Source organism: Brachybacterium sp. NPDC056505 (assembly GCF_042794925.1).
Classification (GTDB): domain Bacteria; phylum Actinomycetota; class Actinomycetes; order Actinomycetales; family Dermabacteraceae; genus Brachybacterium; species Brachybacterium kimchii.
Genome location: NZ_JBHTSV010000005.1, coordinates 1 through 17,192, shown reverse-complemented (window position 1 = coordinate 17,192; position 17,192 = coordinate 1). Strand labels below are relative to the sequence as shown.

Annotated in this window: 15 protein-coding genes; 7 read left to right on the top strand and 8 right to left on the bottom strand. The window is 70.6% G+C overall.

Annotation, left to right across the window (positions count from 1 at the left end):
- Positions 1–139 precede the first annotated feature (139 nt).
- On the top strand, positions 140–1,666 hold the full coding sequence (locus tag ACFQ53_RS05105; RefSeq protein WP_377856258.1) for a S10 family peptidase: 1,527 nt from the start codon (positions 140–142) through the stop codon (positions 1,664–1,666).
- A gap of 41 nt (positions 1,667–1,707) precedes the next feature.
- On the opposite strand, the gene ACFQ53_RS05100 is transcribed toward ACFQ53_RS05105, so the two are convergent.
- Positions 1,708–2,892: an FAD-dependent monooxygenase gene (locus ACFQ53_RS05100; RefSeq protein ID WP_377856255.1), complete on the bottom strand. Its 1,185-nt coding sequence runs from the start codon at positions 2,890–2,892 to the stop codon at positions 1,708–1,710.
- A gap of 101 nt (positions 2,893–2,993) precedes the next feature.
- Here ACFQ53_RS05100 and ACFQ53_RS05095 point away from each other — a divergent pair, with 101 nt between their 5' ends.
- Entirely contained in the window at positions 2,994–3,614 is a 621-nt protein-coding gene (locus ACFQ53_RS05095; protein ID WP_377856252.1) for a TetR/AcrR family transcriptional regulator, read from the top strand.
- A gap of 21 nt (positions 3,615–3,635) precedes the next feature.
- Here ACFQ53_RS05095 and ACFQ53_RS05090 read toward each other — a convergent pair whose 3' ends face one another.
- The 4 genes from ACFQ53_RS05090 to ACFQ53_RS05075 form a co-directional block, all read right to left on the bottom strand.
- On the bottom strand, positions 3,636–4,667 hold the full coding sequence (locus ACFQ53_RS05090) for a proline racemase family protein (RefSeq protein ID WP_377856249.1): 1,032 nt from the start codon (positions 4,665–4,667) through the stop codon (positions 3,636–3,638).
- Complete coding sequence (locus ACFQ53_RS05085; RefSeq protein ID WP_377856246.1) at positions 4,657–5,919, bottom strand: alcohol dehydrogenase family protein; 1,263 nt, start codon at positions 5,917–5,919, stop codon at positions 4,657–4,659. The genes ACFQ53_RS05090 and ACFQ53_RS05085 overlap by 11 nt, the downstream gene beginning before the upstream one ends.
- Before the next feature lie 138 nt (positions 5,920–6,057).
- Positions 6,058–6,303, bottom strand: a complete 246-nt coding sequence (locus tag ACFQ53_RS05080; RefSeq protein ID WP_377856243.1) for a YbdD/YjiX family protein — start codon at positions 6,301–6,303, stop codon at positions 6,058–6,060.
- Positions 6,303–8,582 carry a carbon starvation CstA family protein gene (locus ACFQ53_RS05075; RefSeq protein ID WP_377856241.1) on the bottom strand — a complete coding sequence of 760 codons (2,280 nt, stop codon included), beginning with the start codon at positions 8,580–8,582 and terminating at the stop codon, positions 6,303–6,305. Before ACFQ53_RS05075 ends, ACFQ53_RS05080 begins: the two co-directional genes overlap by 1 nt.
- Before the next feature lie 320 nt (positions 8,583–8,902).
- Between ACFQ53_RS05075 and ACFQ53_RS05070 the strand changes: the two genes are divergently transcribed.
- The 4 genes from ACFQ53_RS05070 to ACFQ53_RS05055 all read left to right on the top strand — a co-directional run bounded on the left by ACFQ53_RS05070 (position 8,903) and on the right by ACFQ53_RS05055 (position 13,091).
- On the top strand, positions 8,903–10,600 hold the full coding sequence (locus ACFQ53_RS05070; protein ID WP_377856238.1) for a sodium:solute symporter family protein: 1,698 nt from the start codon (positions 8,903–8,905) through the stop codon (positions 10,598–10,600).
- 22 nt (positions 10,601–10,622) lie between these two features.
- A complete protein-coding gene (locus tag ACFQ53_RS05065; RefSeq protein WP_377856235.1) occupies positions 10,623–10,958 on the top strand; it encodes a hypothetical protein in 336 nt (111 codons plus the stop codon).
- 174 nt (positions 10,959–11,132) lie between these two features.
- Positions 11,133–12,326 (top strand): MFS transporter, encoded by a 1,194-nt coding sequence (locus tag ACFQ53_RS05060; protein ID WP_377856231.1) that lies wholly within the window; start codon positions 11,133–11,135, stop codon positions 12,324–12,326.
- A gap of 123 nt (positions 12,327–12,449) precedes the next feature.
- A complete protein-coding gene (locus ACFQ53_RS05055) occupies positions 12,450–13,091 on the top strand; it encodes a histone deacetylase (protein ID WP_377856228.1) in 642 nt (213 codons plus the stop codon).
- Positions 13,092–13,225: 134 nt separating this feature from the next.
- Here the strand turns inward: ACFQ53_RS05055 and ACFQ53_RS05050 are convergent, their stop codons facing one another.
- The gene (locus ACFQ53_RS05050; RefSeq protein WP_377856225.1) at positions 13,226–14,143 is read right to left on the bottom strand and encodes a CPBP family intramembrane glutamic endopeptidase; all 918 of its coding nucleotides are present in this window, start codon (positions 14,141–14,143) and stop codon (positions 13,226–13,228) included.
- Positions 14,127–14,492, bottom strand: a complete 366-nt coding sequence (locus ACFQ53_RS05045; protein WP_377856222.1) for a hypothetical protein — start codon at positions 14,490–14,492, stop codon at positions 14,127–14,129. The genes ACFQ53_RS05050 and ACFQ53_RS05045 overlap by 17 nt, the downstream gene beginning before the upstream one ends.
- A gap of 650 nt (positions 14,493–15,142) precedes the next feature.
- Here ACFQ53_RS05045 and ACFQ53_RS05040 point away from each other — a divergent pair.
- Positions 15,143–15,880, top strand: a complete 738-nt coding sequence (locus tag ACFQ53_RS05040; protein WP_377856219.1) for a MerR family transcriptional regulator — start codon at positions 15,143–15,145, stop codon at positions 15,878–15,880.
- A 122-nt stretch (positions 15,881–16,002) separates the two neighbouring features.
- Here the strand turns inward: ACFQ53_RS05040 and ACFQ53_RS05035 are convergent, their stop codons facing one another.
- Positions 16,003–16,977, bottom strand: coding sequence for a phosphotransferase family protein (locus ACFQ53_RS05035; RefSeq protein ID WP_377856216.1), 975 nt, complete (start codon positions 16,975–16,977; stop codon positions 16,003–16,005).
- Positions 16,978–17,192: the final 215 nt, after the last annotated feature.

The following is a 17,192-nucleotide window of genomic DNA, read 5'->3' as shown; positions in this document are numbered from 1 at the left end:
GACGGCGCCCCGGCCTCCGGTCATCACCGCAGCCCTCCGCCCACCTCCGGGTGACTCAGCGCGGGAACCGGCCGTGCACAGCGGCCGCGACCCTCCGTACGATCGGAGGAGGCCACCCACGACGCAGCGGAGGATCTCCATGACCGAGTCCCACAGCCCCTCGAACACCACCGCGACCGAGGCCGCTGCCGCGGGGGCCGCGGCCGGCGCGCTCGGCGAGGGCGGGGAGACGCGCCCGAAGCCCGAGGACCGCCTGGAGACCACCGCCCATCTGCTCGAGCTGCCCGACGGCTCCTCCCTCACCTACACGGCGACCGCCGGCACGCACGTGCTCACCGAGGAGCCCGAGGGCGAGGCCTATGCGCGCGGCACCGCCTACGCGGAGCTGTTCGCCGTCAGCTACGTCGCGACCGACCGCGGCTCCCGGCGCCCCGTGGTGTTCGCCTTCAACGGCGGCCCCGGATCCTCGACCGTGTGGCTGCACCTGGGCCTGCTGGGCCCGCGGCGCGTCGACTCCGGTGACGCCGGCGCCCTCACCCCTCCCCCGTTCGGCCTCCTCGACAACCACGAGACGATCCTGAAGGACGCGGATCTGGTGGTCGTCGACGCGATGTCGACCGGCTACTCGCGGCCCGCGCCCGGTGCGAAGCCCGACCGCCACCACGGGATCACGGCCGACCGCGACCTCGTGGCGGACTTCATCATGGACTGGCTGACCCGCAACGAGCGCTGGCTCTCCCCGGTGCACCTCGTCGGCGAGTCCTACGGCACCACCCGGGCGAGCGCCGTCGCGGGCCGCCTCGTGGACCGCTTCAACGTCGCCCCCGCGGGCATCGCGCTGCTCTCCCCGGTCCTGGACTTCTCCACGATCGTGTTCGCCGAGGACTTCCCCGCTGGGAACGATGCCCCGTACCTGCACTACCTCCCCACCTATGCGGCGATCGCACACGCGCACGGCAAGCACCCCGGGCGCTCGCTGCTCGAGGTCGTGGACGAGGCGGAGGCCTTCGCCGAGACCGAGTATCCGCAGCTCCTCGCCCAGGGCCACCGTCTGGACCCCGAGGAGAAGCGCGAGGCTGCCGAGCAGATCGCGGCGCTCATCGGCGTCGGCCCCGACTGGGTGGAGCGGGCGGATCTGCGCGTGGAGCACATGGCCTATCTGGCGGAGGTGTTGCGGGAGGAGGGTCGGATCGTCGGCCGCATCGACGGGCGCTTCAGCGCCCCCGCCGGCAACCTCAACGCCGCGACCATGGAGACCGACCCCTCGACGGACCAGCTGGGCCCCTCGTACACCGCGGCCATCAACCAGTACCTGACCGCCGAGCTCGGCTTCACCTCCGACGTGGTCTACGAGATCTTCTCCCCCAAGGTGCATCCCTGGAGCTATAAGGAGTTCGAGAACCGCAGCGTGGAGGTCGCCTCCGACCTCGCAAGGGTCTTGCGGAAGGTGCCGTCCACCAGGGTGTTCGTCGCCCACGGCTACCACGACGCGGCGACCCCGTTCCACGCCAGCGAGCACGTGCTCGCGCACCTGCCGATCCCCACCGACGACTACCGCGAGCGGATCCGCATCGAGTACTACGAGGCCGGCCACATGATGTACATCCACGAGCCCAGCCGCGTGGCCCTCGGTGAGCACCTCGGGGAGTTCGTGCGCGGGGAGTGAGCCGGCGCCCGGTGAGCGGGCCCCGGTGAGCGGGCGCCCGCTCAGCCGTCCTCGCCGTGCCCCCGATCGCCCGTCACCGCGGCGAGCGTCCGGCTGACGACCGGCCACTGGACCGCGCGCATGGCGAGAGCGGAGGCTCGGATGCCGACCCGGGTCCTGGGCAGATGGGACGCGACCCTGCCGGGGAGGAGCTTGCGCGCCGCCTGCGCGCGCGGGCGCATCCGCTCCTCGAAGGAGGCGAGGGCCGTCGCGAGGGGCACCGCCCCGTCGCCGAGCTCGTTCGCGAGCGCCTCCGCGCCGAGCAGGGCGAGCGCCGTGCCCAGGCCCGAGAGCGGGCTGGTGCACCAGGCGCTGTCGCCGAGCAGCACCACCCGGCCCGTGTGCCAGCGGGGCACCCCGATCTGCTCGATCGTCTCGAGGGCGAAGTCCGGCGCGTCGGCCGCGCGGGCGAGGAGCTCCTGTGCCCGCCACCCGACGTGTCCGAAGGTGCGTTCCAGCAGGGCGATCTGCGCGCCGCGATCGCGTCGGGAGGGCAGCGGACCGGTGGTGCGGAACGAGAAGCCCACCTCCTGGGTGCCCGGGTGCCCGGGGCGCGCCTCCACCAGGCGACCACCAGGGGCGTTGTGCACGAGGAACCACCCGTCCAGCGTCGGCGTCGCCACGGTCTCCTCGATCGTGCACCACGCGTGGGCCAGGCCGAGAGGACGACGGAACCTCTCCTCCGGACCCCAGAGCAGGCTCCGCACCCGCGAGTGCATGCCGTCGGCGCCGACGACGAGGTCGAACTCCTCGACCCTTCCCGAGCGGAAGCGCACCCGCACCGCGTCGGCCCGTTCGTCGATCGCCTCCACGGTCTCGGAGAAGCGGTGGTCGATCCGGTCGCTGCAGGCCTCGTGCAGGGTGCGGGCGAGGTCCGTGCGCAGCACCTCCTCGCGGGAGACGAATCCACGGCCGTCGAAGGCCTCCACCGGCATCGCCGCGCACTCTCCTCCGTGCGCGTCCACCCAGGCGATCCCGCGCTGGTCGACGAGATCAGCCAGCACCGCGTCGAGCAGTCCCATGCGGGCGAGCACCTCGCGCGACCCTGCGCGCAGGTCCACGGTCTGCCCTCCGCTGCGCAGGTCGGGCGCGATCTCGACGACCGTGACGTCCCACCCCTGTCGGTCGAGCAGGAGTGCCACCGTGTCCCCTGCGATCCCTGCTCCGACGACGAGCACTCGTGCCATGACCCCTGCTTCCCTCGATGCTCCGCTTAATGCGATTGCTTTCGCGTTAACGTAGGCCGTCCGTCTCGCGAATGCAAGAGTCTTCGCATTAGGGTGGCGGCATGACACAGTCCTCCGGAACGGTGCGCCCGGGTGGCCGCACCGAGCGCACCCGAACCCGAGCCCATGACGCCGTGCGGACGCTGTTGGCCGAGGGCGGCACCGCGGCCGTGACGTTCCCGGCCGTCGCCGAGCGCTCCGGTGTGCATCCGGCGACGCTCTACCGCCGCTGGCGCACGCCCGAGGCGCTGCTGCTCGACGTCGCCGCCGAGCAGCTCGCCACGGAGCAGCCGGTCCCGGTCACGGGCGATCTGCGCGCCGACCTGACCGTCTACGCCCGCCGTCTCGCCCGGAGCCTGACCTCCCCCGAGAGGCTCGGCCTGTTCCGAGCGATGGCGGCCGCGGCCACGGCGGGCGGGATGCAGAGCGTGCTGGAGTTCGTCGCCCCGCGGCTCGATCAGTTCGCGGACCTGCTCGAAGGGGACGACGCCGAGGAGCTCACGCCGATGGACCTCTTCGAGCTCGTCCTCTCCCCTCTGTATCTGAGGGCGCTGCTCTCCGGCGACCCGGCCACCGAGGAGCACCCTCTGGGCGAGGCCGACGCCGAGCGCCTGGTGGACAACGTCCTCGCCGTCCGCGCCGCGCGCCGGGACGGCACGGGGCGCTCTGCCGACACCGCCTGACGCCGCTCCCCGCCTCCCGTGTCACTGCCGCAGCAGCGGCTCCAGGTCCGAGGCGTCCACGAGCGGGTCGTCGAGGTCCACGGTGATCCGCGAGTGCGCCATCAGCCGCGCCGCCCCGGTGGTCGTCGAGTCCCAGGCGGACAGCCCCTCCACCTGCGTCGGCCCCAGCAGGGTGCCCACGAAGCTGCTGCCGCGCGGGGAGATCGTGCGCAGGGCGTCACCGGGTGCGAGCTCGCCGTCCTCGGCCATCAGCGCCAGCCGCGCCGAGGTGCCGGTGCCAGTGGGGCTGCGGCAGATCACGCCGGGGTGGACGTAGGTCGCCGAAGGTGACTCGTCGACCCCGTCGAGCCCACGGCGGATCGGTCCCGCGAAGTGCACGAACGGCAGCGGGCCGACGTCGCCGAGGGAGGGGTGCTCCTGACGCAGGCCCGGCCGAGCGGCGCGCACGAACGCATCACCGAAGGCCGTCAGGGCGATCTGCTCCTCGGCCGTGATGGCGAAGTCGTGCTCGTCGGCCCGGACCAGCGCGTAGTAGGCGCCGCTCCACACCAGGTCGAAGCGCACCGGTCCGTACTCGGGAACGTCGATCCGCAGGTCGCGGTCGGCGACGAAGGCCGGCTCGCCCTTGGTGGTGATCGACTCGACCCGGCCGTCCGCGCACTCGGCCGTGACCCGGGCGAGGCCCGCCGGGGACTCGAGGACGACCTGCTGGGTGCCGCCGGTCATCGGGATCATCCCGCTCTCCAGCAGCGCGGTCGCGGTGCAGATCGTGTTGGAGCCCGAGTACATCGGGTACCCCATCGCCTCCATGATGATGTAGCCGGCCTGCGCCTCCGGGTGACCGGGCTCGACGATCAGGTCGACGGACATCGCCGGGTCGCCGTAGGGCTCCGAGAGCAGCAGGCGCCGCAGACCGTCCCCCTCGCGCTGCAGGTAGCGCGCCTTCTCCAGGGCGGTGGTGCCCGGGATCGGTTCGATGCCGGCGGTGACGATCCGGCTGACGTCCCCGCCGGACTGGGTGTCGATCAGTTCGACGCTGCGTTCACGGCGCATCGGGATCGCCCGCCCCGGAGGTGCCGTGCGGGGCGGTGGCGTCGGGCGGAGCGGCCCCACCGGACGCCGCGGAACTGGCCTCAGCTCCGGCGAACGGCGCGCCGACCTCGTCCCAGTGCCGGTCGGGCACCACGACGAGCTTGCCGATGTAGGTCTTGCCCATGAAGGTCCGCTGCGCCTCGTGGAAGTCCGAGAGGCGGAAGGTGCGGTCCAGCAGCGGGCGGATCCGCCCGTCCTGGATGTACTCGACGAGCCGGCGGAACGCGGTACGGGTCCCCTGGGAGGAGCCGTGCAGCTCGAGCTGCTTGAGGTACATGGTGCGCAGGTCCAGATCCACGACCGGCCCGCCGATCGCGCCCGCGGTCGTGTAGCGGCCCTCCGGGCGCAGGATCCGCAGCAGGTCGTTGAACATCGGCCCCGCGACGAGGTCGGCGACCACGTCGATCGGCCCGTCGGCCGCCCTCGCGACCTCCTCGACGAGGTCTCCCGAGCCGCGCAGGATCACGTCCTCGGCGCCGATCGTGCGCAGCGCGTCCTCCTTGCCGGGACTCGAGACCGCGTAGGGGATCGCCCCGCGCACCCGCGCGAGCTGCAGGATCGCCGACCCCACCCCGCCGGATGCGCCGGTGACCAGCACCCTCTCGCCCTCGCCGAGGCGGGCGCGCACGAGCATCTGCTCGGCCGTGAGGTAGGCGCAGCAGAAGGTCGCGAGGCCCGCGTCGGGGATGTCGGCGGTGATCTCGTAGGCGTTCTCCGCGGGCACGGCGACGTACTCGGCGTAGCCGCCGTCACGGCCGTGGCCGATGTAGTCGATGTCGGCGAGCGAGTCGTCGCCCTCCGCGCGGTTGTAGATGCTGAAGTCCACCATCACCCGCTCGCCCACGCGGCCCGGCTCGACGCCCTCCCCGACCGCCACGATCCGGCCGACGATGTCCGCGCCCTGGATCCGCGGGAACTCGAGGGTGGAGCGCCCGCGCCGCCACGTGGAGACCTCGCCGGGGTCGGTGTCGCTGCCGTAGGCGCCCTCGCGCACCCACACGTCGGTGTTGTTCATCCCGCAGGCGTGGACGTCGATCAGCACCTCGCCCGCGGCGGGGCTCGGCGTGGGCACGTCATCCGCGTGGACGAGCTGCTCGAGGCCGCCGTGGCCGACGAGCCGGACGGCCGACATCGTGGGCGGGATCGGCGGCTCCGGCAGGGCGCCCGCTGCGGTGCGCGCTGTCTCGTTCGGGGTGCCAGGTGTCGCAGTCACGGGGACCCTCCCGCCCTCGGTTCGCGCCGTGCGGCGCGAGACGTAGGGAGAGCATGGCACCACGGAGCGCCGCCGGTAAATGGGTCACCGAGGATCGTCGGCCGGGACGGGCGGGACCGCGCGACCCGACCGCCCCGCTCAGCAGCAGCCGGCGGAGGGGTTCTCGCCCTGCTCGGCGTACTTCCGCCGCCAGAACTCCTTCTCGCTCAGCGGCGCATGAGCGCAGCCGGTGATCCGGTGGTGGTGCAGGTAGCGGTCGTAGGCGTCGGATCCCAGCACTCCGCGCGCGAAGCGTCGCACCCCGCGCAGGGCGCCGACGAGACGGCCGGGAACCGGCCCGGTTCCGCCCGTCGGCCGTCCCGCCGGAGCCACGCGCGTGCTCATCAGTGCCCGACCGTCCCGGCGAGGTCCTTCTCGGGGTGCTCGCGCAGGTGGTCCTTCCAGCGACCCTCGAGCTCCCTCTCGGCGGGCGTCGGCACCATGCCCGCGGGCGCGAAGTACGCGGACTCCACGCGCGGGGCCTCGGTGTCCAGGATGTTCCTCCCGTGGAGCGCCTGCCAGGTGCGCCAGAGCGAGACCACGATGACGATGATCGTGCAGACCACGAAGAGGATCGAGAGGGATCCCTGCACGGCGGTGTTGAAGACGACCGCGTGCATGTCCTCGGGGGTCTTCGCGAGGCCCAGCTCCGTCTTCCCCGCAGCGAGCGCGTCGCGGTAGGCGATGTGGTTCGCCCAGTAGCCCACCCCGGGGTCGGAGGAGAAGATCTTCTGGAACGAGCCGGTGATGGTGACGACCGCGGTGAAGGCGAGCGGCACGAAGATGATCAGCAGCGACCAGGTGCGGCCCTTGCGGGCGAACACCACCAGGCAGATCGCGAGGGCGACCGCGGCGAGCAGCTGGTTCGCGATGCCGAAGAGCGGGAACAGGGTGTTGATGCCGCCCAGCGGGTCGAGCACGCCCATCATGAGGATCGATCCCCAGCCGGCGACCATCACCGCGGTGGTGATCCAGGCGCCGACGCGCCACGAGTGGTCGCGGAAGCGGGGCTTCCAGCCGCCCAGGGCGTCGGCCAGCATGAAGCGGGCGACGCGGGTGCCGGCGTCGACGCTGGTGAGGATGAACAGCGCCTCGAACATGATGGCGAAGTGGTACCAGAACGCCATCATCGCGGGCCCGCCCACGAGCTTGTGCATGATCCCGGCGAGTCCCACGGCGAGCGTGGGCGCGCCGCCGGTGCGCGAGACGATCGACTCCTCGCCGACGTCCTTCGCGGTCTGCGCGAGGGTCGCGGGATCGAGGTTCACGCCGGTGAGGCCGAGCGAGTTCACGAACTGCGCGGCGCCCTCGATCGTGCCGCCGGTCGCAGCGGCCGAGGAGTTCATCGCGAAGTAGATGCCGCGGTCGATGGAGACGGCCGCGACCAGCGCCATGATCGCCACGAAGGACTCCATGAGCATGCCGCCGTAGCCGATCATGCGCATCTGGCGCTCCTTCTCCACGAGCTTCGGAGTGGTGCCCGAGGAGATCATCGCGTGGAACCCGGAGAGGGCGCCGCAGGCGATGGTGACGAAGAGGAACGGGAACAGGCCGCCGGTGAACACGGGCCCGTCGGTGCGGGAGGCGAACTCGGAGACCGCGGGGGTCGAGATGCTGGGGCGCACCACGATGATCGCGGCGGCGAGCATGACGATCGTGCCGATCTTCATGAAGGTCGAGAGGTAGTCGCGCGGGGCGAGCAGCACCCACACGGGCAGCACGGCGGCGATGAAGCCGTAGGCGATGATCAGCCCCGCGAGGACGGGACGGTCCAGATGGAACAGGGCGTCGCCCCAGCCGGTCTCGGCGACCCAGCGCCCGGAGATGATCGCGAACAGCAGCAGGGCCACGCCGATCACGGAGACCTCGAAGACCTTGCCGGGGCGCAGGAAGCGCAGGTAGAGGCCCATGAAGATCGCGATCGGGATGGTCAGGCCCACGCTGTAGACGCCCCAGGCGCTCTCCCCGAGGGAGTTCACGACGACCATCGCGAGGATCGCGACGATGATCAGCATGATGGTCAGGGTCGCGATGAACGCGGCCACGCCGCCGACGACGCCGAGCTCGTCGCGGGCCATCTGGCCGAGCGAGCGGCCGTGGCGACGGGTCGAGATCACGAGCACCAGGAAGTCCTGGACGGCGCCCGCGAGCACCACGCCCACGATGATCCAGATGGTGCCGGGCAGGTAGCCCATCTGTGCGGCGAGGACGGGGCCGACGAGCGGGCCGGCGCCGGCGATCGCGGCGAAGTGGTGGCCGAAGAGGATGCGCCGGTCGGTGGGGACGTAGTCCTTGCCGTCGTACTCGGCCTCCGCCGGGGTGGCGCGGGTGTCGTCGGGCTTCACCAGGCGGTTCTGGATGAACTTCGCGTAGAAGCGGTAGGCGACGAGGTAGGTCGCGACGGCGGCGAACACGAACCAGATCGCGTTGATGGTCTCGCCGCGCGCGAGGGCGAGCATCACCCAGCCGAGCGCGCCCACGAGCGAGATGGCGACCCACAGCACGATCTTCGCGGGAGTCCAGCGCTGCTCGGCGCGCACGGTCTGCTCGGGAAGGGCTGCGGGAGGGGCAACGGCCGTCGCAGCGGCCGTGCCCGAGGAGGGTTCAGGGGACGAGGGGGACATGGGGAAGACCTCCTGGGTCGTCGTCGACCGGCCGCCGGGGAGAACGGCCGACGACAGGCTACCGCCGCCGGCCCCGCCGCACCGTCGCCGCTCCCCGCAGCGCGTGCCCACGATGCGGCGGGAGATGCGCCGAGAGATGTGGCGCGCGACTCACATACCACGCGGACCCGCTGGTCGTCCGGCGATTGCAGGATGTCGCCGCCGAGGGCCCCGTGCGCGGTGGTAGCGTGACCGCCCGGCGGCCAATCCCCCGCTGCTCCTCCGAGTGCCATGAGCGTGCTCGCGACGGCGCCCCTTCCCCTGGACTCCGAGGCCCTGTCATGGTCGACATCCGGTTGGATGCGCAGTGGATCGATTACGCGATCATCGCGCTCTACTTCGTCTTCGTGCTCGGTGTGGGCTGGTTCGCCAAACGCGGCGTCTCCAACTCCATCGAGTTCTTCCTCTCCGGCCGCTCCCTGCCCGCCTGGGTGACCGGCCTCGCGTTCATCTCCGCGAACCTCGGCGCCGTCGAGATCATGGGCATGTCCGCCACGGGCGCCCAGTACGGCATGCCCACGATGCACTACTTCTGGGTGGGCGCGATCCCCGCGATGCTGTTCCTGGGCGTCGTGATGATGCCCTTCTACTACGGCTCGAAGGTGCGCAGCGTCCCCGAGTTCATGCGTATGCGCTTCGGCACGGCCGCGCACCTCGTGAACTCCATCAGCTTCGCCGCCGCGCAGCTGCTGATCGCGGGCGTGAACCTGTACCTGCTGGCCACGATCGTGAACCGACTGCTGGGCTGGCCCCAGTGGGTGGGCCTCATCGTCGCCGCCGCCTTCGTGCTGTTCTACATCTCGGTGGGCGGGCTCTCCGCGGCCATCTACAACGAGGTGCTGCAGTTCTTCGTGATCGTCGCGGCGCTGCTGCCCCTGACGCTCATCGGCCTGCACCGCGTGGGCGGTTGGAGCGGCCTCAAGGAGAAGGTCGCCGGCGACGGCATGCTCGGCGCCGAGCAGCTCCACTCCTGGCCGGGCGAGCAGCTCTCGGGCTTCAACAGCCCGATCCTCTCGGTGGTCGGCATCGTGTTCGGCCTGGGCTTCGTGCTCTCCTTCGGCTACTGGACGACGAACTTCGTCGAGGTGCAGCGCGCGATGGCCAGCAAGTCCATCACCGCCGCCCGGATGACGCCGATCATCGGCGCCTTCCCCAAGATGTTCATCCCCTTCATCGTGATCATCCCCGGCATGATCGCCGGCGTGCTGGTCTCGGACATGACCGAGTTCAAGAAGATGGACTTCGGGGGCGATGCCGCAGGGGCGGCCGCCACGGGCGTCTCCTACAACGACGCCCTGCTGCTGCTCATGCGCGACGTGATGCCCAACGGCCTGCTGGGCGTGGCGATCGCGGGCCTGCTGGCCGCGTTCATGGCCGGCATGGCCGCGAACATCTCGGCCTTCAACACGGTGGTCAGCTACGACCTCTACCAGCAGTACGTCAAGAAGGACGCCCCGGACAAGCACTACATCTTCGTGGGCCGCATCGCCACGGCCGTGGCCTGCGTGATCGCGATCTTCACGGCGCTCATCGCCGGGCAGTTCTCGAACCTCATGGATTACCTGCAGACTCTGTTCGGGTTCTTCAACGCGCCGCTGTTCGCGACGTTCATCCTGGGCATGTTCTGGAAGCGGATGACGCCTGCCGCCGGCTGGTCGGGCCTGGCCTCGGGCACGGTCGCCGCCGTCATCCTGTGGAGCCTGTCGACCTTCGGCGAGGTGTTCGTCCTGCCGGGCCAGGGGCTCGCGTTCCTGAGCGCCGCCACCGCGTTCGTCGTGGACATCATCGTCTCGGTCGTCGTCACCCAGTTCACGCGCCCCAAGCCCGTGCACGAACTCAAGGGCCTCGTCTACTCCGAGACCCCCAAGACCGATCTCGTGGACCCCGACGAGAAGGGCCTGCCCTTCTTCCGTCGTCCGGTCCCGATGGCCGGGATCGGCCTGGCGCTGGTCATCATCCTGAACATCGTCTTCGCGTGAGCCGGGACGGAGGAGAGAAGTCATGAACGACAACGAGAACCTCGAGGGCGGCCCCGTCGCAGTCCCCGATTCCGCAGGCGCCAAGGTCGAGACCGCCGGTGCCTTCGACATCCGCAACTTCATCGGTCTGCTGGTCGGACTGTTCGGCGTGATCCTGGTGCTGGTGGGGCTGTTCGACTTCAGCGACGTCGAGTCGGCCAAGACCGGCGGCGTCAACGCCAACCTGTGGGCCGGCCTGGTCATGGTCGTCGTCGGCCTGCTCTTCGCCCTCTGGGCGAAGCTCGAGCCGATCCGCATGGTCGTCAGCGAGAACGAGGAGGGTGCCGAGGAGCCGCGCGACATCGCGGGCCTCGACTGACCTCCCACCCCACCGCCGATCCGTCGGCCGACGGGAACGCCCCCGCCGCCCGCGCACCGCTCAGCGCTGCGCCGGCTGCGGGGGCGTTCCGGTGCGCGGATCACGCGTGCGCCTGCCCCTGCGCCGCCCCTACACTTGTGTACGACCGTACGCCTACGTGATCTGGAGACGCCCGTGCCCGGCGCACCCGCTTCCCTCGCCCTGCGCCGCCTCGCGCTCTGCGCCCTGTTCTTCCTGCCCGGGATCAGCATCTCCTCCTGGGTGACGCGCACCCCCGCGATCCGCGACCTGCTGGGCGCCTCGACGGCCCAGATGGGCCTCGTGCTGTTCGGCCTGTCCATCGGCTCGATGCTCGGGATCCTCACCTCGGGGCCGGCGGTGATGCGCCTGGGCGCCCGACGGGTCGTGCTCGTCGCCTCCGCGCTTCTGGTGCTCGCGATGCCCACGATCGCCGCGGGCGCGGCCACGCAGCAGGCGCTCGTGGTCACCCTGGGCCTCGCCCTGTTCGGCGCCGGCACCGGCGGCGGCGAGGTCGCGATGAACATCGAGGGCGCCGAGGTCGAGCGCGAATCCGGCCGCACCTTCCTGCCCACCCTGCACGGCTGCTTCAGCCTGGGCACGGTGGTGGGGGCGGGCGCCGGCATCCTCGCGAACGCCGTGCACCTCCCCGTGGTCCCCCACCTGCTCGCGATCGGCGTGATCGGCGCCGTGCTGCTGGCCTGGGCGATCCGCCTGCTGCCCGCCGCCACGGGCCAGGTCACCGCCGAGGAGCGCGCCGCCCGCGGGCACCTCACCGGCCCGCCGGTCTGGAAGGACGGCCGCCTGCTGCTGATCGGGGCGATCGTGCTGGCGATGGCGCTGGCCGAGGGCACCGCGAACGACTGGCTGCCGCTGGTCATGGTCGACGGCCACGGCTTCGACGCGGCGCTCGGCAGCGCCGTCTACGCGGTCTTCGCGGCGTCGATGACGCTCGGCCGCTTCGCGGGCGGACCGATCATCGATCGCGTGGGCCGCGCGCCCGTGCTCGCGGCGAGCGCCGCCTGCGCGACCGCGGGACTGGTCCTCGTCTCCCTCGTAGACAACCAGATCGTGGCTGGCATCGCGGTGATCCTCTGGGGCCTCGGAGCCTCCCTCGGCTTCCCGGTCGCGCTCTCGGCGGCGGGCGACTCCGGCCCGCAGCCCGCCCAGCGCGTCGCGCTGGCCTCGATCGTCGGATACATGGCGTTCCTCGTCGGCCCGCCGGTGCTGGGCTTCGTGGGCGAGCACGTGGGGCTGCGCGGCGCCCTGCTGCTGCCCGCCGCGGTGGTCGCCGTCGCGATCTTCCTGGCGCCCTCGACGGGGAATCGGAGCCTGCGTCGCAGCAGCTGAGGCGCGAAGGTCCCGCATCGAGGCGCCCAGGTCCCGGGCGAGGGGTCGGCGCGTGAAGGCCGTCTCGGAACCGGCGCGGCACCCTGGCATCGGCGGGCGACCCGTGCGCACGATGGACGCACCATGGATCGCGATCTCGTCTGGTACGTCAGCTACGGCTCGAACATGAACGCCGAGCGCCTCGCCTGCTACATCCAGGGCGGCAGGCCGCCAGGCGCGCTGATCGGCTACACCGGGGCCCGCGACCGCACTCCCCCGCGCGAGGCGGCGGGCGTGATGCTCCCGGGCCGCCTGCACTTCGCGGGCGAGTCCCGCGTGTGGAGCGGCGGCATGGGCTTCTACGACCACGACGCCGAGGGGCCGACGCCGGCCCGCGCCTTCCTGCTGACGATCCCCCAGTTCGCGGACGTCGCCGCCCAGGAGATGCACCGCCCCGTCCAGGAGGACGACCCCGTCGAGCGCCTCGTGCGCGAGGACTTGGGCATCGGCGGCACAGCCGCCGGCGGGACGGCGAGCGCGGGCACGCGCGTGGCCGTCGGCCCCGGACGCTACGAGACCCTGGTGGTGCTCGGCGAGCGCGGGGGCATCCCCATGCTCACCTTCACCGCGCCCGACGGGATCGGCGACGTGCCCGCGACCCAGCCCGCCCCCGCCTACCTCGACATGCTCGCCGAGGGCCTGCGCCAGTCCCACGGCTGGGACCGCGAGCGGGCCGACGCCTACTTCGCCGCGCGCGGCACGGACCTGGAGCGGGTGGGGGTCTAGAGGGAGGCGGTGATGGTGCGCTGAGACTATCGCCCGATAGGTGACCACCGGTTCTCGTATCAGGCCGCGATGTCACGCCATTGCCTGACCGTTCCGCTGTGTCGTTCCGCGGAGACCTGCGGCGTGTGGGGCCTTCAGTGCTGATGCCGACGCCGGCGCCTCTCGACCTGCCAGACGGTGACGATGGCGATGACCTCCGCGAGGAGAAAGACCAGCATGTAGGGCCCTCCCGCACCGGCGCTGCGGTCCTGGCCGATGCCGCCGCCCTCGGCGAACAGGGCACCGATGCCGTAGGCGAAGACGTTGTTCATGACGTGGAAGGCGATCGACGCTTCCAGACCCCGGCTCAGCAGCGCCATGACCGCGGTGCTCGCCCCGAGGCCCAGGTAGTTCAGGATCATCCACGGATCCAAGCTGGTGTGGACGACGGCGAAGAGCACGCTGGATCCGAAGATGCCCACGATCAGCGCGGGGCGCGAAGCACGGATCCAGGACGCGTAGGAGGCGGTGAGGACACCTCGGAAAGCGACCTCCTCCGCCGCGGCCTGCAACGGCGTGGTCAGCGCCAGCACCACCAGCAGCCCGATGGTCGTGCCGGAGACGGAGAACAAGGACAGCGGTGACGGGTTGATCAGCTGGACCGCGGCATTGGCGAGGACCATGAGCACCGCGAACAGGCCGACGTACATCCCCAGCCGACGCCACTGGAAAGCCCGTCCCGCGCTCAGCGCGGATCGCCACGGCACCCGCCCTGCCTTCGCGAGAACGAGGAGTGCCAGCGGGGCGACGAGGATGGTCGCGAGATTGATCGCCAGGAAGGTCAGAGGGGTCAGCGAGGCGTCGTCGGGATCTTTGCCCAGCAGGCCGAACTCGACGAGGGCGGCGATGCCTCCCAATATCAGCTGGAGGCCGTAGATCGCTGCGACGACGACGATCGTCAGCACCAAGGGGACCCACCATCGCATCGACAGGTGCGCGCCGAAAGGACGTTCTCCACCGACGGAGGAGGCGCTCGAGGGTTCGTTGAGGATCGGATCAGGCATCGTGGTCATGGTGGTCCTCCGGGGAGTGGTGTGAGCTGGACGAGACGGAGCCGCCGTCCGGGGTGATGGCGAAGCGACGCCAGATGGTGCCGAACAGCAGCCCGATCGAGCCGCTCAGAGCCGCGATGACTATCGCGTCGGTGAGGGCGGTGATGGGCACCGTGCCGACGAGCACGAACATCGAGGCGAAGAACGCGATGAGGCACAGCACGGCGATCGCCCGATCCTGGAACCGCATCAGCGCCCTGCCGAGTCGGTTGCGTGGTTCGGGAGTGCTCGCGCGGTTGTCGAGGAAGAGCGCGATGAGCAGGAGCGGGACGACCTGCATCGCACCCTCGTAGAGGAGTGAGTCATCCATCGTGGTTCCCCGTCTCGTCCCGTTGGTTCGGGGCCTCGAACGGACTCGGTCCGGCAGAGTCATCCGTCGTGCTGAGACTGCGTGGCGGCACGGAACGGTGAGCGCGTGCGTGCGGAGAGCACAGAGGCGCATGAGGGATGAGCGCCTCCTCGGCGAGGTGCGGTGCCTGGGTGCGGTGCTCGGGGGCACCGGTTTCGTAGGCAGGCCATGGCAGCAGCGCACCGGCCGCGGTGCGATGCTGGGAGCCGCACCGGATCAGGGAGATCCAGGCGTCGCCTCCGATCGCGGGCCACGAGCCCGCGGTGGGCATGACCTCCAGGCACTCGAACAAGCCGAAGCCGGTGGGGCCTCCGCTGGCCGGCACGTCCTCGGACCCGGCACAGATCCTGACGACATCGCCGTAGGCGGCATTCAACGGCCGGGCCAGATAGTGGGGCGCGCGCGAGCACGGGGCCGCAGGAGCGCTCCTCGACGCCGTGCTGATCGGAGTGCTTGCTGTCCGGTGCTGGTCATGGGAGGGCTCCTGGCGAAGTCGAGCACGTGCACCATCATCGGAAACCGTGCCCTGGGGGCACGGTCAAGACCGTGCTTCCGATTCCCTTCCCCATCCACGAGGATGGAGGCATGTCTGCTCTCCCTGGTGTCCGTCGATGACCTGGAGCACGCGCCAGCTCGCGGACCTCGCCGGCACCACGGTGAAAGCGATCCGGCACTACCACGCGACCGATGTGCTCGAAGAGCCCGTACGCGCGGCCAACGGATACAAGCAGTACGGCACAGCCCACCTGGTGCGCCTGCTGCAGATCACACAGCTCCGGGACCTGGGGATGTCGACGGCGGAGATCCGAGCAGCAGGCGACTCGGAGGACATGTTCTTCGACACCGTGCGCGCGCTCGATGCTCGACTCGCCGCCTCCATCGAGCGTGAGCAGAAGATCCGAGCCGACCTCGCCGAGCTGCTCGCCCACCGCACCGGACCGGACGTCCCCGTCGGCTTCGAATCCATCGCCGACGGCCTCACCGGGGCGGACAGGGCGGTGATCTCGATCAGCGCGCTGCTCTACGACGAACAGGGCATGCGGGACCTGCATGAGATCGCCGAACACCATCAGGACACCGATATCGCCTTCAACGACCTGCCGGCCGATGCCAGCGCCGAAGCCATCCGCGCCGTCGCCCTACGGCTGGCGTCGGTGCTGCGCAGGATCCACGAAAGCTACCCCGACACACGGAATCCGCCTCGGCCGACGACTGCTCGCAAACGCGAGGCGATGCACGCGCTCTACCAATCGCTGCCCGACCTCTACAACCCCGCACAGATCGGCGTGCTCGCGCAGGCGTACCGTCTCGCCCAGGACGACGGGCCTCGAGACGACGCGGACGCCTGACACGTTCTGCGAAAGGCCGCTGGCCGTGGACCCAGATGGAGCGCAGCATCAGACGGGTGATGATCCCTCCCCGTCGTGGCACATCGCGAGAGCCTCGGGGGCGGGGGCGTGCGGCGCTCGTCTTAGAGAACGGGTGAGAGGTAGCCGCCCTCTGTCGAGAGCAGATCGGTGAGCAGGCGGTCCGGTCGCCACCCCTCGACGGCGTCGTCGGTCGAGTCACGGGTCAGCCAGATTCCGACATCGCGAAGCTGGTCGAGAACCGCAGCGCCGAGAATCAGCGAGCGCCCGTGAGTGGGGTCCATCTCCCTCAGCGCTATCTCGAGCGCCGCCGCGCTCGCATCGGAGTCCTTCATTCCGTCCTGCTCCGACCATCGTGCTTCATACACGAGCCGAGACAGGTCGATCTCGACCGGACCCAGTACAGAGAACTCGAAGTCCAGAAGCGACACAACTCCGTCGTCCCAGAGAGCATTCATCAACGCGAGGTCGCCGTGGTTGACCACCGGCGGAACCTGGGGAGCCGCGTGGAAGAACTCTTCGAGGATGTCCCTCAATCGCGCCTCTTCGATGCCAGACAGTGGCACCTCCCGCGCCACGCGCCCGGCCAAAGATCCAGCCGCTTCGAGCGAGGCCGGCATGAACCCGCCGTGGGTCGCCACGAGCTCCCGAAGTGACGGCGTCGCCTGGTGGACAGCCCGGGCCCGATCCCACAGTCCTGCAATGGCCTCTTTCTGCTTGTCTGCTGTCAGCTCTGACCAGACCTCCTGCAGGTTGTCGCCCGGGACCTCGGAGGTGACGATCCATCCATGCCCCCGCAAGCGGCCATCACCCAGAACTTCGGGGTGACCGACAGCTTGGGGAAGCCTGCGCACCAGAGCTGCCTCACGACTCATGTCGACAGGAGTATGCGCGATCCGCACGGCGATTCCGTCGCCGACCCACGTCGCGTTCGAGTAGCCATTCGCGCGCCGCATCCGTGAGAGATCGCCCCCGAAATTGGCGGCCACCTCGGCCGCCAGGTTCCGGACGAGCTCTGCCTGGAAGGGCTCACGGCACTGGTCGAGCGGATGGTCGGCAGCGCTGGCCTCTGTCATCATGCGAGCACTTTCCCACAGGCCAGTTGGATCGGCCCAGGTGAAAAACTGATTCCTTGCAGGGACTCGAGAGCCTGCCCGCTCACGGCCTCATCGAGCCGGTGCGGCACCCCAGCGGGACAGCGGGACTGCCGCAAGGATGGGTGACATCTGATCTGGCTTGCCCGTAGGGCGGCCTGGAAGGATGTGTACCATGCCCGCTCCCTACCCCCAGGAGT

What these genes read in the sequence shown, in the direction of transcription:
- ACFQ53_RS05105 (WP_377856258.1), top strand. Translation starts at nt 140, where the DNA reads ATGACCGAGTCCCACAGCCCCTCGAACACCACCGCGACCGAGGCCGCT.
- ACFQ53_RS05100 (WP_377856255.1), bottom strand. Translation starts at nt 2,892, where the DNA reads ATGGCACGAGTGCTCGTCGTCGGAGCAGGGATCGCAGGGGACACGGTG.
- ACFQ53_RS05095 (WP_377856252.1), top strand. Translation starts at nt 2,994, where the DNA reads ATGACACAGTCCTCCGGAACGGTGCGCCCGGGTGGCCGCACCGAGCGC.
- ACFQ53_RS05090 (WP_377856249.1), bottom strand. Translation starts at nt 4,667, where the DNA reads ATGCGCCGTGAACGCAGCGTCGAACTGATCGACACCCAGTCCGGCGGG.
- ACFQ53_RS05080 (WP_377856243.1), bottom strand. Translation starts at nt 6,303, where the DNA reads ATGAGCACGCGCGTGGCTCCGGCGGGACGGCCGACGGGCGGAACCGGG.
- ACFQ53_RS05075 (WP_377856241.1), bottom strand. Translation starts at nt 8,582, where the DNA reads ATGTCCCCCTCGTCCCCTGAACCCTCCTCGGGCACGGCCGCTGCGACG.
- ACFQ53_RS05070 (WP_377856238.1), top strand. Translation starts at nt 8,903, where the DNA reads ATGGTCGACATCCGGTTGGATGCGCAGTGGATCGATTACGCGATCATC.
- ACFQ53_RS05065 (WP_377856235.1), top strand. Translation starts at nt 10,623, where the DNA reads ATGAACGACAACGAGAACCTCGAGGGCGGCCCCGTCGCAGTCCCCGAT.
- ACFQ53_RS05055 (WP_377856228.1), top strand. Translation starts at nt 12,450, where the DNA reads ATGGATCGCGATCTCGTCTGGTACGTCAGCTACGGCTCGAACATGAAC.
- ACFQ53_RS05050 (WP_377856225.1), bottom strand. Translation starts at nt 14,143, where the DNA reads ATGACCACGATGCCTGATCCGATCCTCAACGAACCCTCGAGCGCCTCC.
- ACFQ53_RS05045 (WP_377856222.1), bottom strand. Translation starts at nt 14,492, where the DNA reads ATGGATGACTCACTCCTCTACGAGGGTGCGATGCAGGTCGTCCCGCTC.
- ACFQ53_RS05040 (WP_377856219.1), top strand. Translation starts at nt 15,143, where the DNA reads ATGACCTGGAGCACGCGCCAGCTCGCGGACCTCGCCGGCACCACGGTG.
- ACFQ53_RS05035 (WP_377856216.1), bottom strand. Translation starts at nt 16,977, where the DNA reads ATGATGACAGAGGCCAGCGCTGCCGACCATCCGCTCGACCAGTGCCGT.